This is a genomic window from Aeromonas sp. 601039 (assembly GCF_049174415.1).
GTDB classification, from domain to species: domain Bacteria; phylum Pseudomonadota; class Gammaproteobacteria; order Enterobacterales; family Aeromonadaceae; genus Aeromonas; species Aeromonas veronii_A.
The window spans coordinates 83,315-98,666 of the sequence record NZ_JAAKTL010000008.1 but is presented as its reverse complement, the minus strand read 5'-3'; the positions used below and the strand labels follow the sequence as shown (position 1 = coordinate 98,666).

General features: G+C 58.1%; 15 protein-coding genes. 6 read left to right on the top strand and 9 right to left on the bottom strand.

What is annotated here, in order from left to right:
• The first annotated feature begins 9 nt into the window (after positions 1-9).
• The 5 genes from ftsZ (at position 10) to mutT (ending at position 6,599) form a co-directional block, all read left to right on the top strand.
• Positions 10-1,161, top strand: a complete 1,152-nt coding sequence (gene ftsZ, locus G5195_RS09035) for a cell division protein FtsZ (protein WP_005336147.1) — start codon at positions 10-12, stop codon at positions 1,159-1,161.
• 99 nt (positions 1,162-1,260) lie between these two features.
• Positions 1,261-2,184: a UDP-3-O-acyl-N-acetylglucosamine deacetylase gene (gene lpxC / locus G5195_RS09030; RefSeq protein WP_005336146.1), complete on the top strand. Its 924-nt coding sequence runs from the start codon at positions 1,261-1,263 to the stop codon at positions 2,182-2,184.
• A gap of 140 nt (positions 2,185-2,324) precedes the next feature.
• Positions 2,325-3,230, top strand: a complete 906-nt coding sequence (locus G5195_RS09025; RefSeq protein WP_005355107.1) for a M23 family metallopeptidase — start codon at positions 2,325-2,327, stop codon at positions 3,228-3,230.
• A 59-nt stretch (positions 3,231-3,289) separates the two neighbouring features.
• Positions 3,290-6,010, top strand: a complete 2,721-nt coding sequence (gene secA, locus G5195_RS09020; protein WP_164535949.1) for a preprotein translocase subunit SecA — start codon at positions 3,290-3,292, stop codon at positions 6,008-6,010.
• 184 nt (positions 6,011-6,194) lie between these two features.
• On the top strand, positions 6,195-6,599 hold the full coding sequence (gene mutT, locus G5195_RS09015) for an 8-oxo-dGTP diphosphatase MutT (RefSeq protein ID WP_421236044.1): 405 nt from the start codon (positions 6,195-6,197) through the stop codon (positions 6,597-6,599).
• A 77-nt stretch (positions 6,600-6,676) separates the two neighbouring features.
• Here the strand turns inward: mutT and yacG are convergent, their stop codons facing one another.
• The 9 genes from yacG to G5195_RS08970 form a co-directional block, all read right to left on the bottom strand.
• Entirely contained in the window at positions 6,677-6,871 is a 195-nt protein-coding gene (gene yacG / locus G5195_RS09010) for a DNA gyrase inhibitor YacG (RefSeq protein WP_005336142.1), read from the bottom strand.
• Between the two features lie 9 nt (positions 6,872-6,880).
• The gene (zapD, locus tag G5195_RS09005) at positions 6,881-7,603 is read right to left on the bottom strand and encodes a cell division protein ZapD (RefSeq protein ID WP_005355104.1); all 723 of its coding nucleotides are present in this window, start codon (positions 7,601-7,603) and stop codon (positions 6,881-6,883) included.
• A gap of 37 nt (positions 7,604-7,640) precedes the next feature.
• Positions 7,641-8,255, bottom strand: a complete 615-nt coding sequence (gene coaE, locus G5195_RS09000) for a dephospho-CoA kinase (RefSeq protein ID WP_338455675.1) — start codon at positions 8,253-8,255, stop codon at positions 7,641-7,643.
• 13 nt (positions 8,256-8,268) lie between these two features.
• Positions 8,269-9,141: a prepilin peptidase gene (locus G5195_RS08995; RefSeq protein WP_421236043.1), complete on the bottom strand. Its 873-nt coding sequence runs from the start codon at positions 9,139-9,141 to the stop codon at positions 8,269-8,271.
• Between the two features lie 61 nt (positions 9,142-9,202).
• Positions 9,203-10,444, bottom strand: a complete 1,242-nt coding sequence (locus G5195_RS08990) for a type II secretion system F family protein (RefSeq protein ID WP_421223102.1) — start codon at positions 10,442-10,444, stop codon at positions 9,203-9,205.
• A gap of 129 nt (positions 10,445-10,573) precedes the next feature.
• Positions 10,574-12,280 carry a PilB family type IVa pilus assembly ATPase TapB gene (tapB, locus tag G5195_RS08985; RefSeq protein ID WP_216952199.1) on the bottom strand — a complete coding sequence of 569 codons (1,707 nt, stop codon included), beginning with the start codon at positions 12,278-12,280 and terminating at the stop codon, positions 10,574-10,576.
• Positions 12,281-12,287: 7 nt separating this feature from the next.
• Positions 12,288-12,731, bottom strand: coding sequence for a type IVa pilus major pilin TapA (tapA, locus tag G5195_RS08980; protein ID WP_421236042.1), 444 nt, complete (start codon positions 12,729-12,731; stop codon positions 12,288-12,290).
• Positions 12,732-13,046: 315 nt separating this feature from the next.
• Complete coding sequence (gene nadC, locus G5195_RS08975) at positions 13,047-13,922, bottom strand: carboxylating nicotinate-nucleotide diphosphorylase (protein WP_421236041.1); 876 nt, start codon at positions 13,920-13,922, stop codon at positions 13,047-13,049.
• Positions 13,923-13,925: 3 nt separating this feature from the next.
• Positions 13,926-14,396 carry a retropepsin-like aspartic protease family protein gene (locus G5195_RS08970; protein ID WP_005336129.1) on the bottom strand — a complete coding sequence of 157 codons (471 nt, stop codon included), beginning with the start codon at positions 14,394-14,396 and terminating at the stop codon, positions 13,926-13,928.
• 130 nt (positions 14,397-14,526) lie between these two features.
• On the opposite strand from G5195_RS08970, the gene ampD reads away from it, so the two are divergent.
• Positions 14,527-15,102 carry a 1,6-anhydro-N-acetylmuramyl-L-alanine amidase AmpD gene (ampD, locus tag G5195_RS08965; RefSeq protein ID WP_421231503.1) on the top strand — a complete coding sequence of 192 codons (576 nt, stop codon included), beginning with the start codon at positions 14,527-14,529 and terminating at the stop codon, positions 15,100-15,102.
• Positions 15,103-15,352 lie beyond the last annotated feature (250 nt).

Genomic DNA, 15,352 nt, shown 5'->3' with positions numbered 1-15,352 from the left:
AGAGACAACATGTTTGAATTTATGGATAGCCACACTGACGAAGCCGTCATTAAAGTGATCGGTGTAGGTGGCGGCGGCGGTAACGCTGTCGAGCACATGGTTCGTCAAAATATTGAGGGTGTTGAGTTCATTACCGTCAACACCGACGCCCAGGCACTGCGTAACTCCAGCGCCAACACTACCCTGCAGATCGGCGGTGGCATCACCAAGGGTCTGGGGGCCGGCGCCAATCCGGAAGTGGGTCGTGATGCGGCCATGGAAGATCGCGAAGCACTGCGTGAGCTGCTGACCGGTTCCGACATGGTGTTCATCGCCGCCGGTATGGGCGGTGGTACCGGTACCGGTGCTGCGCCGATCGTGGCCGAAGTGGCACGCGAGATGGGCATCCTGACCGTTGCTGTGGTCACCAAGCCGTTCTCCTTTGAAGGGAAGAAGCGGATGGGTTTCGCCGCCCACGGTATCGAAGAGCTCTCCAAAAACGTCGACTCCCTGATCACCATCCCCAACGACAAGTTGCTGAAGGTGCTGGGTCGCGGTATCTCCCTGCTGGATGCCTTCAAGGCGGCCAACGATGTACTGCTTGGCGCGGTACAGGGCATTGCCGAGCTGATCACCCGTCCGGGCTTGATCAACGTCGACTTCGCGGACGTGCGTACCGTGATGCGTGAAATGGGTACCGCCATGATGGGTACCGGTTCCGCCTCCGGTGATGACCGTGCCGAAGAAGCGGCCGAGAAAGCCATCTCCAGCCCGCTGCTGGAAGACGTGGATCTGGCTGGTGCCCGTGGCATCCTGGTCAACATCACCGCCGGTATGGACATGACCATCGAAGAGTTCGAAACCGTGGGTAACGCGGTCAAGGCCTTCGCTTCCGAGAACGCCACTGTAGTAGTGGGTACCGTAATCGATCCGGAAATGCACGACGAACTGCGTGTGACTGTGGTTGCTACCGGTATCGGTGCCGAGCGCAAGCCGGACATCACTTTGGTCAAGAGCAGCCAGGTGCAAGAGCGCCCGGTGCGTCAGCCGCTAGTTAGCGACATGATGCAAGGCCGCGTGATGGACGAAGCCCCGGCCAAGGTGGTCAACGCCGAGCCGCAAGCTCGTCGTGAACCAGATTACCTGGATATTCCGGCGTTCCTGCGCAAGCAAGCTGACTAAGCCTCTTATGGCTCTCGTTTGTTTGTTGTTCAAGGAATGTGCTAAGATGGCCTGCCAACGACCATCTGGTCCGGATTTTAAGCTGTTTAGGGTACACCCATGATTAGACAAAGAACCTTGAAAACGAGTGTACAGGCGACTGGTGTCGGCCTGCATTCGGGCCGGAAAGTCACCATGACGTTCCGTCCGGCGCCTGTGAACACAGGGATCGTTTACTTGCGTACCGACCTGAATCCTGTGGTGGAGCTGCCAGCCAATGCCGATCAGGTGCGCGATACCGTGCTCTGTACCGCTCTGGTCAACGAAGCCGGTGTCCGTGTCTCTACCATTGAGCACCTCTCTGCCGCGCTGGCCGGGATGGGGATCGACAACCTCTACGTTGAGGTTGACGCGCCCGAGATCCCGGTGATGGATGGCAGTGCGCATCCCTTTATCTACCTGCTGCAGGAAGTCGGGATCCGTGAGCAAAATGCTGCCAAGCAGTTTGTGCGGATCAAGAAGAGCATCCGGGTTGAAGACGGCGACAAGTGGGCGGAATTCCACCCCTATCGCAACGGTTTCAAGATGGATCTCGAGATCGATTTCCAGCATCCGGTCTTTGAAGGGCGCAATCAGCGTTGCGTACTGGACTTCTCCGGTGCCTCCTTCGTGAAAGAGATCAGCCGTGCCCGTACCTTCGGGTTCATGCGTGATATCGAGTACCTGCGTTCCCAGAACCTGGCGCTGGGCGGAAGCCTGGAAAACGCCGTGGTACTGGACGACTATCGGGTGCTGAACGAAGACGGTTTGCGTTATGAGGACGAGTTCGTCAAGCACAAGATGCTGGACGCGATCGGTGACCTCTATATGTGTAACCGCAGCATCATCGGTGAGTTCCGTGCCTACAAGACCGGGCATGCCCTGAACAACAAGCTGCTGCGTGCCTTGCTGGCCGAGCAGGAGGCTTGGGAACTGGTGACCTTCGAGGGTGAGGGCGACAAAGCGCCTATCGCTTACTACGATAACGGTCTGGTTCTGGCCTGATAGCTGTGCAACGGAACGTCGGTCCTCTCTCCGCACCGACGTTCCGTCATTTGTTTACTCCATCCTTTAATACCGATTATCTCCCGGTTTTATTTCCCGTGCAGGCTCCTGGCCGCACCTGACCGAGCAGACTGATTTCTATGAGCATTACCCTGATCCTCCACGGCAAGCAGCGACGCAAGTTGCACCTGCCCAAACAACGTCTGGCCTGGGTCGGCGGTATTCTCTTCTCCCTGTTGGCCCTTGGTGGTGGTTGGCTCTGGCAGAGCTGGCACCAGAAAATGGAGGCGCTGGAAGTGGCGCTTGCCGTTGCCGAGCAACAGTCCGTCGACCAGAGTGGCGACGAAGCCCGTGAACAGTTGGCAATGCTGGCTGCTCAGGTGGGCACTATGCAAGGCCAGCTTGGCCGTCTCAATGCCCTCGGTGAACGATTGACCGAGCAGGCCGATCTCGATCCCGACGAGTTCAATTTCAAAGAGCTGCCCCCCATGGGCGGCCCTTCTTATGATGAAGAGCTGGAAGTGAGCCTCAACGAGCTGCAAGCCTCGATGAAACACCTCAGCCAGCAGCTCAGCAGCCGTGAAGAGCAGCTGTCGGTACTTGAATCTTTCATCATGAATCACCATATCACCGATGCCGGTTTTATTTCCGGCACGCCAGTCAAACAGGAGCGAGTTTGGGTCTCGTCCGGGTTTGGTGGACGGGTCGATCCGTTCAATGGGCGTGCCAAGATGCACAAAGGGGTCGATTTCCGTGGCAAACCCGGAACCCCGATTCTGGCCACCGGGCCCGGCATTGTCAGCTGGGCGGGCCGTCATCCGGAATTTGGCAATATGGTGGAGATTAATCACGGCAATGGCCTGGTCACCCGCTATGCCCACAACTCCAAGTTGCTGGTCGAGGTGGGCACCTTGGTTGATCAGGGTCAGAAGATTGCCTTGATGGGACGCACCGGTCGCGCGACCGGGGTCCATTTGCATTACGAAGTGTTGAAAGATGGTCGTCAGGTCAACCCCGCACGCTTTCTCAGTGCCAGACGGGGTTAGGTTTTTTTCTTCAGGTTCCAGTGACGGAACGCTTTTATAACCAGAAATAGTTGGTACCCATGATTAGCACACTGCTTACCAAGATTATCGGCAGCCGGAACGACAGAACGCTCAAGGCTTTGCGCAAAATTGTAAAACAGATCAATGCCATGGAGCCGCAGTTCGAGGCTCTGTCCGATGCCGAGTTGCAGGCCAAAACGGCTGAATATCGTCAGCGTATCGAGCAGGGTGAGACCCTGGAGCAGTTGCTGCCGGAAGCGTTCGCGACCGTGCGTGAAGCCTCCAAGCGGGTGTTTGGCATGCGTCACTTCGACGTGCAGCTGATCGGCGGCATGGTGCTGAACTCCAACCGTATCGCGGAAATGAAAACCGGTGAAGGTAAGACTCTTACTGCGACTCTGCCAGCTTATCTGAACGCCCTGAGTGGCCGCGGTGTGCACGTCGTGACGGTGAACGACTATTTGGCCAAGCGTGATGCGGAGGCGAACCGCCCGCTGTTTGCCTTCCTAGGCATGACCGTCGATTGCAACGTGCCCGGTATGGATGCATCCCAGAAGCGTGACGCCTACGCAGCCGACATTACCTACGGTACCAACAACGAATTCGGTTTTGACTACCTGCGCGACAACATGGCGTTCTCGCCAGAGCAGCGCGTACAGCGTCCGCTCAACTACGCGCTGGTGGATGAGGTGGACTCGGTGCTTATCGATGAAGCCCGTACTCCGCTGATCATCTCCGGTCCGGCCGAAGACAGCTCCGAGCTCTATATCCGCGTCAACAAGTTGATCCCGCTGCTGGTCAAACAGGACAAGGAAGACACCGAAGAGTACACCGGTGACGGTCACTACACGGTGGACGAGAAGAACCGTCAGGCGCTGCTGACCGAAAACGGTCAGATCTTCGTGGAAGAGCTGCTCAAGAAAGAGGGGCTGCTGGACGAGAACGACTCGCTGTTCTCTGCCTCCAACATCAGCCTGCTGCACCACGTCAATGCGGGTCTGCGTGCTCACACCCTGTTCGAGCGCAACGTGGACTACATCGTCCAGAAAGACGAGATCGTCATCGTCGACGAGCACACCGGCCGTACCATGCCGGGCCGTCGCTGGTCCGATGGTCTGCATCAGGCCGTTGAAGCGAAGGAAGGGGTGAAGATCCAGAACGAGAACCAGACACTGGCATCCATCACCTTCCAGAACTACTTCCGCCTCTACAACAAGCTGGCGGGGATGACAGGTACTGCGGATACCGAAGCCTTTGAATTCCAGCAGATTTATGGCCTGGATACCGTGGTTATCCCGACCAACAAGCCGATGGTGCGCAAAGACATGGGCGATCTGGTCTACCTGACCGCCAATGAGAAGTATGCCGCCATCATCGAAGATATCCGTCAGTGCGTGGCCAAGGGCCAGCCTGTACTGGTTGGTACCGTCTCTATCGAGAACTCCGAGCTGCTCTCCGGCATCCTGACCAAGGAGAAGATCCCGCACAAAGTGCTGAACGCCAAGTTCCACGCCATGGAAGCGGAGATCGTCGCCCAGGCCGGTCAGACTGGCGCGGTCACTATCGCCACCAACATGGCCGGTCGTGGTACCGACATTGTGTTGGGCGGCAACTGGCAGGCAGAGCTTGCCAAGCTGGAGAACCCGACCAGCGAGCAGATTGCCGAGCTGAAAGCCGCCTGGCAGGTGCGTCACGATGCGGTGCTGGCCGCTGGTGGTCTGCACATTATCGGCACCGAGCGTCACGAATCCCGTCGTATCGACAACCAGCTGCGCGGCCGTTCCGGTCGTCAGGGTGATCCGGGTTCCTCCCGTTTCTACCTCTCCATGGAAGATACCCTGATGCGGATCTTCGCCTCCGATCGCGTGACCGGCATGATGAAGAAGCTGGGCATGGAAGAGGGCGAAGCCATCGAGCACCCATGGGTCACCAAGGCGATCGAAAACGCCCAGCGCAAGGTGGAAGGTCGCAACTTCGACATCCGCAAGAGCTTGCTGGAGTTTGATGACGTGGCCAACGACCAGCGCAAGGTGGTCTACGAGCAGCGTAACGAGCTGCTGGATACCAACGACATCTCCGAGACCATTCACGTTATCCGTGACGACGTCTACGGCGCGGTGATCGACGAGTACATCCCGCCCCAGTCTCTGGAAGAGATGTGGGATGTGCCGGGTCTGGAAGCACGCCTGAAGGCCGACTTCGCGCTGGATCTGCCGCTGCAACAGTGGCTGGCGGAAGATGACAAGCTGTATGAAGAGAAGCTGCGCGAGCGCATTCTGGACGAAGCCACCAAGCTCTATGCCCACAAGGAAGAGCTGGTCGGCAAAGAGGTGCTGCGCAACTTCGAGAAGGCGGTGATGCTGCAAACTCTGGATGGTCTGTGGAAAGAGCATCTGGCGGCCATGGATCACCTGCGTCAGGGCATCCATCTGCGCGGTTACGCCCAGAAGAACCCCAAGCAGGAGTACAAGCGCGAATCCTTCGATCTGTTCACCCAGATGCTGGAAACCCTCAAGCGCGACGTGGTCAGCATCCTGAGCCGTGTTCAGGTGCAGGAGCGCGATGTGGAAGCGATGGAAGAGCAGCAGCGCCAGCAGGCGGAAGCCGCTCCCCGCACCTATACCCACGCCGCTGCCGAGAGCCAGCTGGCCGATGAACAGGCCGCAGGCGAAGAGGGCCACACCACCTTCGTGCGCGACGAGCAGAAGGTTGGTCGCAACGATCCCTGCCCGTGCGGCTCCGGCAAGAAGTACAAGCACTGCCACGGTCAGTTGACCTGATCGACGCTATGCCATAACAGGCGGGCCAAGTGCCCGCCTTGTTTTTGCCAGAGGGTGGCAAAGTCACTAGGGTGGCGCCACTTGACGGAAAGAAATCGGATATCAGGCATCATCGGTCGCTCACCCAGCCGGAGGTTGGGCTCATCGAACGGCACGATCATGTATCGCGTGTAAAGGTAGCAAGATGGAACAGAAAAAACGGATCTGGGTGGCGGTTGGCGTCATCGAGAATGAACGGGGCGATATCTTCATCGCCAGACGCTCCTCCGATCGCCATCAGGGAGATCGCTGGGAGTTTCCCGGTGGCAAGGTGGAGTCGGGCGAGGATCTGCTCACCGCGCTGGATCGGGAGCTGTGGGAAGAGATTGGCATCCGGGTTTTGGATTGTGCCCCCTTTATGGAACTGCAGCACGACTACCTCGAGAAGCAGGTGTTGCTGGATATCTGGAAGGTGACCCGTTTCAGCGGTGAGCCGTTCGGCAAGGAGGGGCAAGAGTGTCTGTGGGTGCCGGTGGCCGAGCTGAACAACTACCACTTCCCCGATGCCAATGGCCCGATTGTAGCGCGGCTACAGGGTCTGCAGGCTTGAGCCGGTAGCAATCAACAAGCATCAAAAAAGGGCCAATCGGCCCTTTTTTGATATTGCAGAGGTGAGTGACCAGGGGCTTATAGCCACTGATCGCCCTCTTCCGGCTCCGGCAGCAGATCCGGGTTGATCTCCCCCGGGATCCGCTTCTCTTCATCGGCCCACTCGCCAAGATCGATCAGTTGGCAGCGCTTGCTGCAGAAGGGGCGAAACGGGCTCTGCGGGCCCCACTCCACTTCGCTCTGGCAGGTCGGACACTTTACCTTGGTGACCATAAGCCCTCCTTAGCAGCAGGCGAGCTGGAACGGCACGTCGCCAATCGGCTGTTCTGCGGTGGGCAGAAAGCGTAGGGCGAAGCGGTTCTTGTGGCCGCTCAGGGTTGGGTAGCAGAACAGATTGCCCGGCAGCTTGATGCGGATCAGCTCGGCGCTCTCGGCGGTGTCCTGGAAGAAACCGTTGCTGGCAACCTGCTCACTGAAGCTGCCCGATTCACGCCACAGGCGCAGCAGCAGAGTGATGGCATTCATCAGCAGATTGATATCGCTCAGCCAGCCTTGCATCTGCTGGTGACGGGCAATGGCCGGTGTGCCGAGCCAGTGGTGTAGCTGCGGCACATCGAAGGCACACAGGCCACCCGGGATGGAGAAACGCTGGCGAATGGAGCCGAGCAGACGATCCTCTTTCAGGCGGGCACCCGGGCGTGGCGAGTTGAGCAGGTTGCGAGAGAGCTGGCTGCTCTCTTGCTGCATCAGTTTGATCTGCTCCAGATCGACATCGGGCAGGCTGGCCCAGTGGCTCAGACGCTGGCCGAGACGCTCCAGATCCTTGATGAGGTCGGCGCGCAGGTCACCACGCTCCAGCAACTCCTGCAGATCGAACAGCCCCTTGAAGAAGGCGATATGTGCCCAGGATTGTTCACTCTCCAGATTGTCGCGGATCTGGGAAAACAGGGACTCCAGACGAAGATAGGTCCGGCTTTTTTCATTGAGGGGGAAATCGTAAATCATGCCTAATCCTGGCCAGCCATAAACCGGCCTAGTGTACTCACACTTGGCGGCCTTGTTGAGAGGCAATTGCCAGATATGTCTCGTGCAGCGCCAAAATCCGCGTTTTAATCGCCATTTCGCTGCCATTGTGGTTTTCGATGACATCATCCGCCGCCGCGAGGCGTTCCACCCGACTCGCTTGGGCGGCGATGATGGCCTTGGCTTGCTCGGCCGATACCCCATCACGGCGACAGGTGCGCTCAATCTGGGTCGCTTCATCCACATCGATCACCAGAACCCGGTTGGCGAGGCCGGTGAGTTTGTTCTCCACCAGCAGTGGCACCACCAGCAGGCAGTAAGGAGAACTGGCCGCGGCACACTGGCGCAGCATTTCGCTGCGAATCAGCGGGTGGAGCAGGGCATTGAGCCACTCCTTGGCCTGTGGATCGCTGAAGACCCGCTCGCGCAGGGCACGACGGTCGAGTTGACCGCTCGGATCAATCACATCCGGGCCAAAATGGTCGGCGATGGCGGCAAGGGCCGGGGTACCCGGCTCGACCACTGCGCGGGCGATCACATCGGCATCCACCACCTCGATACCCAGCGCGGCAAACTGATTGGCGATAGTGGTCTTGCCGCTGCCGATACCACCTGTGATAGCAACTACATACATGGGGGCCTCTTGCTCAAAGCAGGGTAGAGAGATACCAGCGGGTGATGGTATCGCCCCATAGCAGGGCGATCCAGCCCGCTATGGCGAGGTAGGGGCCGAAGGGGATGGGCTTGCCCTGATGATGTTTTTGCAAGGCGATCAGGCTGATGCCGATCACGGCGCCGACCAGAGATGAGAGCAGCAGAATTATGGGCAGGGCCTGCCAACCGAGCCAGGCCCCCAGCGCCGCCAGCAGCTTGAAGTCACCATAGCCCATCCCCTCCTTGCCAGTGAGCAGCTTGAAAGCCCAGTAGAGGCTCCAGAGCACCAGATAGCCCGCCATGGCGCCAATCACGGCATCTGTCAGCGGCACGAAGCCACCAGCCAGATTGAACAGCAGCCCGCCCCACAGCAGTGGCAGGGTGAGCTGGTCGGGCAGCAACATCTTGTCGAGATCGATAAAGGTGAGGGCGACCAGCACCCAGGTCAGCAGCAGGGCGGCCAGCGTGCCCCAGCCCGGGGTTATGACCATTGCTACGGCGAGCGAGAGCAGGGCGGTCAGCAGCTCTACCAGCGGATAGCGGGCCGAAATAGGGGCCTGGCACTCACCACAGCGCCCCTTGAGCCAGAGCCAGCTCAACAGCGGGATATTTTCCAGTGCTGTGATGGCATGGCCGCAATGGGGGCATGCCGAGCGCGGCACCATCAGGTTGTAGCGCGGTTCGGTTGATTGCTCTTCATCGGGGGTGAAGTAGCCTCGATATTCAGCCTGCCATTCTCGTTCCAGCATGATGGGCAACCGATGGATCACCACGTTGAGAAAGCTGCCGATCATCAGGGAGAAAAGAAAAACCAGCGAGAAGTAGAGCCAGGGCAAGCTGTGAGCCAGCTCGAGAAGAAGTGTCATAACCAACCGTCAGTTATTGAATGAGGGGGAGGGCATGGTTTTGGTGCCATGCCCTGATAAATCAGCCTACCACGTCGCCAAGCTTGAAGATGGGCAGGTACATGGCAATAACCATGCCGCCGACCAGCACCCCAAGCACCACCATGATGAGGGGTTCCAGCAGGCTGGTGAGGCCATCGACCAGATCATCCACCTCCTGTTCGAATATGGTGGCGACCTTGGAGAGCATATCATCGATGGCGCCGGACTCCTCACCGATCATCACCATCTGGATCACCATATCGGGGAAGAGATCGACGGTGCGCATCGCCACGTTGATCTGCATGCCGGCCACCACCTCATTACGGATCGCCATGACGGCGGTGCGATAGACATAGTTGCCGGAGGCACCTGCTGCCGAAATCAGCGCATCTACCAGCGGAATACCGGCGGAGAAGGTGGTAGACAGGGTGCGGGCGAAGCGGGCCATGGCCGCCTTGTGCAGGATCATCCCGACCACCGGAATGGTGAGGACGAACTTGTCGGTATTGTCTTTCACCTTCTGAGAGGCCCGCCAGGCCCGCACGTAAAGGAAGATGCCAAGGGCCGTGCCACCAAAGAAGACATACCACCAGTTCTGCATAAAGCGGGAGATGCCGATAACAAACTGGGTGAACACCGGCAGCTCGGCACCGAAGCTCTTGAAGATATCCTCGAACTGTGGAATGACGAACAGCAGCAGGATGGAGGTGACCACGATGGCGACCAGAATGACCATGGTGGGGTAGAACATCGCCTTCTTGATCTTCGACTTGAGCGCTTCCGACTTTTCCCGATAGGTGGCGATACGGTCGTAGATGGTTTCCAGCGCACCGGATTGCTCCCCCGCCTCAACCAGATCGCAGTAGAGATCGTCAAAATGGCGAGGGTGGCGGCGCAACGCCTCCGACATGGGGGTTCCGGTCTCAACATCGGAGGCGATCTCACCCATCAGCTCGCGCATGGCGGCTTTCTCGTGGCTGCGGGCGATGATCTGCAGGCTCTGTACTAGTGGTACGCCGGCGGAGAGCATGGTGGTGATCTGGCGGGAGATAATCGCGATATCCATCGGCTTGATCTTGGCGCCGCCCTTGGAGAAGAGCCCCTGGGATTTTTTGGCCACCTTGGTGACGTTTACCCCCTGCTTGCGCAGCTCCGCCTTGACGGTATTGATGCTGTCAGCCTGCAGCTCGCCGGAGACCTTCTGCCCCTTGCGATTGACCCCGTGCCAGCGGAAGGCGAAGACTTTTTTCGGGGGGGTGTTCTTTTTCGTTAGGGTTGCCATCTTTGCATCCTGCAATTGGGCGGATGGTCAGGGAGCCCCTGAACCATCTGACCTGATAAATATCCTCAAACGGCTTGGCACCATCTGGTCGCTTGCTGGTAGATCATCTTGCTCGCATCTTGGCGAGGTTTAATTGGTGGTGACCCGGTTGACCTCGGCCAGGCTGGTGACACCGAGCCGTGCCTTCTCCAGTCCCGAGGTGCGCAGGGTGCGCATGCCCTCTTTCTGGGCAATCGCCGCAATTTGCAGGGAGTTGGCCCCCTGCATGATCAATTTTGCGATATTTTCCGACATTAGCATGATTTCGTAGATGCCGACTCGCCCCTTGTAGCCACCGGAACACTCCTTGCAACCAACCGGTTTGAACAGTCGCAAGCCGGCTGCCAGCTGCTGTGGGGTAAAACCCAGTTCCAGCAGCTCGGCTTCCGGCACTACCTCCGGCGCCTTGCAGTGGTCACACAGCTTGCGGGCCAGCCGTTGGGCCATGATCAGGGTGACCGAAGAGGCGATATTGAAGGCGGGCACCCCCATGTTCATCATCCGGGTCAGGGTTTCGGCAGCCGAGTTGGTATGCAGGGTCGAGAGCACCAGGTGGCCGGTTTGTGCCGCCTTGATGGCGATCTCGGCGGTTTCGAGATCCCGTATCTCCCCCACCATCACCACATCTGGATCTTGCCGCAAGAAGGAGCGCAGAGCGCTGGCAAAGGTGAGCCCCGCCTTGGGGTTGACCTGTACCTGGTTGACGCCCGGCAGATTGATCTCCACCGGATCTTCGGCGGTGGAGATGTTTACCTCGGTGGTGTTGAGAATATTGAGGCCGGTATAGAGCGAGACCGTCTTGCCCGAGCCGGTGGGGCCGGTGACCAGTATCATCCCCTGCGGTTTCGAGAGGGCTCGCAGGTACTGTGCCTTCTGGCGGTCGTCAAAGCCAAGCTGCTCGATATTGAGGCGGGCCGCCGAGGAGTCGAGCAGACGGATAACGATCTTCTCCCCCCACATGGTGGGCAGGGTGTTGACCCGCATATCCATCGACTTGTTGCGCGACAGCTTCAATTTGATGCGGCCATCCTGCGGCAGCCGCCGCTCGGCGATATCGAGCCGCGCCATCACCTTGAGGCGGGCAGAGAAGCGGTTGGCCAGATTGACCGGCGGGGTAGCGATTTCGTGCAGAATCCCGTCGATGCGAAAGCGCACCCGATACTTGAATTCGTAAGGCTCGAAGTGCAGGTCGGAGGCGCCGCGCTTGATGGCATCCATCAGGATCTTGTTGATGTACTTGACGATGGGGGCATCGTCATCGGCGGTATTGACGCTCTCGTCCAGCCTGCTGCTCTCGTCGCTTACCTCGAGGTCGGAGATCTCGGCCTCGTCGATATCCTCCATGCCGAGGGCGTCGTTTTCGCTCTCCAGCAGCTTGCCGATCGCGGCGGTAAGCTTATTCTCCTCCACCAGCAGCGCCTCGGTATGAAGGCCGAAACTGAAGCCAAAGTCCTCCAGGGCCGAGACATTGGTCGGATCCGACATGGCGATATAGAGGGTGTGGCCCTGGGTATAGATGGGCAGGACGTGGTGCTTCTCAATCAGTTTCTGATTGAGGTACTTCTGCGGGATCTCGGCCAAATCGAAGGCGGCAAGATCCAGCAGAGGTACCCCATACTCCAGCTCGCAAAAATCGGCGAGCGCCTTGCTGTCGAGGATGTCGTTTTCAATCAGAAAGGTCACAAAGGGTTTGCGCTGGGCCTTGGCCTGGCTCAGATAGCGCTGGGAATCCTCTTCACTGATCAGTGAAGAGGCGGCCAGGCTTAACGCCAGGCCGCTATTAGGGCTAGAGGTCATGTGTTAATTAGCAAACACCTGCTGCAGCGCATGTGCCAGCAGCACCTGATGGATTGGGCGTCCAAACAACATTCCCAGTAGATGTTTCACCAACCAAAATATATGTATAGTTCGTGGATAAATTTTGAGAAGTTGCAGTTATTTGGAATTCAGCACCACCAGTGCCTGCAGCTAACACAACACTTGCTACGTTACCTGCGGCACTTGGTGCGGCAGGGATACCATTGGAGCCAGCTGCTTGACAGTTTGCTGCGTTACCTGTGCTTTGGAAGCACAATTCAACAGCAGTTTTCACTGGTCCAGTTGCAGCTATTACTTCAGAAAACTTTGCCTTTTGTGTGTATGTCTGATACGCCGGCAGCGCGACGGCGGCCAGAATGGCCACGATCGCGACCACGATCATCAATTCAATAAGGGTAAAGCCTGATTGTTTCTTCATTTTACTGTTCATGGAAAATATCCTTTTATCCTTGGTTCCTGGGAAGTGCCGGTGGAAAATCATCTGCACGTCAGTATCTTATCCGAGCTGTCAGGGGTGGCAACAGAGATTGTCCATTTTGTTAATCACACTTCTTTCATTTAGCAAAAACTTGATGCGTGTCATAAAAGAAGTGGCCTCCTATGACTCTTTCTGTGGCCGGATTAGGGTCCGTCTGTACACTCCTTTGCCGAGGGATCCTGCATAAAGAAAAGGCGCCTCTGGCGCCTTTTGCAAGTTGTTTGTCCGGTTATATCGAGTGTTTGCTCAAGCCTTTGTGGGGGCGTCTCACGGTTGGATAAAGCGCATGGAGAGATCGAGTGCCCGTACATGCTTGGTGAGCGCCCCGACAGAGATAAAATCGACGCCGGTGGCGGCAAACTCGGCCAGAGTATCCAGCGTCACATTGCCGGAGACCTCCAGCTTGGCGCGGCCCTGATTGATGGCGACCGCTTCCCGCATCATGGTCACGTTGAAGTTGTCGAGCATCACGATATCGGCCTTTGCCGCCAGCGCCTGTTCCAGCTCTGCCAGTGATTCCACTTCCACCTCCACCGGTTTGCCCGGATTGAGATGACGAGCCTCATTGATCGCTTCGGCAATGCCGCCACAGGCGAGGATATGGTTCTCTTTGATGAGGTAGGCGTCGTAGAGACCGATGCGGTGATTCTTGCCACCACCGCAGGTGACTGCGTACTTCTGGGCGGTGCGCAGCCCGGGGATGGTTTTGCGGGTGTCGAGCAGGCGGCAGTCAGTGCCCTCCAGCTCTGCCACATAGCGGGCGGTGAGGGTGGCGACGCCGGAGAGGGTCTGGACAAAGTTCAGCGCATTGCGTTCGCCGGTCAGCAGCAGGCGGGCAGGGCCATGGAGGCGGAACAGCTCCTGATTGGGGGAGAGCACTTCCCCATCCTGCACCTTCCACTCCACCTTCACTTCCCCACCGAGCTGGGCCTTCAGTTGCAGGAAGACTTCATCCACCCAGGGCTGGCCGCAGAATACTCCTGCTTCACGGGTGATGACCCGGGCGCTGGCCATCCGATCCGCCGGGATCAGCTGGGCGGTGATATCGGCGCTGGCGTCCGGTTGGTCCAGCGTGGTGAGGGCATCGCCCAGATCTTCGAGTAGTGCGGCGCGCACGGCGCGGCTGACATCCTGTTGAAACATGCCTTATTCCTGCAAGGGTCTGAGCAGCAGTTGCCGCTCCTTTTGAACCAGCTCCAGCCGACCGAGGGCGTTCATGCCAACCAGCACTTCGTCACCGTCTGCCGCCGGATTGATAAAGATGGCCAGATCGTACAAGGTCAATGGCCCCATCGCCAGCGTTTCGATGGTGCCGTTGCCGACCCGGATCTGTCCCGCGGCAGTATTGACCTGGCTGCTGCCATAAGCGGTCAGGCCGAGCCGCTCGGCAACCTGCTGCGGAATGGTGATGCGGGTTGCGCCGGTATCGAGCAGCAGTTGCACCGGCTGGCCGTTGATGGCACCCTCCAGACGATAGTGGCCGCTCTGGTCGGCCCGCAGCAACAGCTCGCCGCTGGCAGTGACACTTGGTTGGTTGCGGGAGTGAAAATAGAGGGTCAGCAGGCCCATCAAAGAGAGCCAGGCCAGTAACCACATCCAGCGAGCCGTGTGCTGCATACTCCATCCATATCGAGCGGAAGATGACTCAGCCTAACATACCACTTCCCATTGATTCAGTGAGTTGGTGCCGGGTTGCCTATCAGGTATCTTCGTTTTCTCGCCATTTATCAGCCAACTCGAGTAGCCGATGACTCAACTCGCTTCGCAACCTTGTTTCTCTATCGATGCCGCAGGCTGGTGCCAGCAGGCGCGCCGGGTGCCTTCTCCCCATTACAACGAACGGGCAGCGCCGGATGATATCTCCCTGCTGGTGGTGCATGGCATCAGCCTGCCGCCGGGGGAGTTTGGTGGCCCCTTTATCGACGATCTCTTTATGGGGCGACTCGACCCTGAGGCTCACCCCTATTTTGCCGGTATCCATCAGCTGCGAGTCTCGGCCCACTGCCTGATCCGCCGTGATGGCGAGCTGGTGCAGTATGTGCCGTTTGGCGCGCGCGCCTGGCATGCGGGAGTATCGAGCTGGCAGGGGAGGGAGGCATGCAATGACTTCTCCATCGGCATCGAGCTGGAAGGGACCGACGAGACCCCCTATACCGAGGCTCAATACCGGGCGCTCGTGGGGCTCACCCGAGCCATCTCGGAGCGCTATCCGGCGATTACCCACGAAAAAATTGTCGGCCATTGCGACATCGCGCCAGGGCGCAAGACGGATCCCGGAGCCAGTTTCCAGTGGGATTACTACCGGCAACTACTAAACAGCTAAAGTAAATATTCAAATTTAGTTTGGATTTTAAAATCAATGGCTTGCCCATCTGGCAGGCCATTTTTGTCTCTGGTTGCGCAAATGTTATTTGTGAGCGAAGTCAAGAATATTGGTCAGACCATTTTCTATGAGCTAAATCATGTTTCCCCTGCTTTACCTCTTAAGTGGCAGGGCTGATTCTTGACTCAGATCATCTTTTGAGTGGACTTTTCAAAAGGCCTCTGCTAATTTTCGCCCCATCCATGAAATT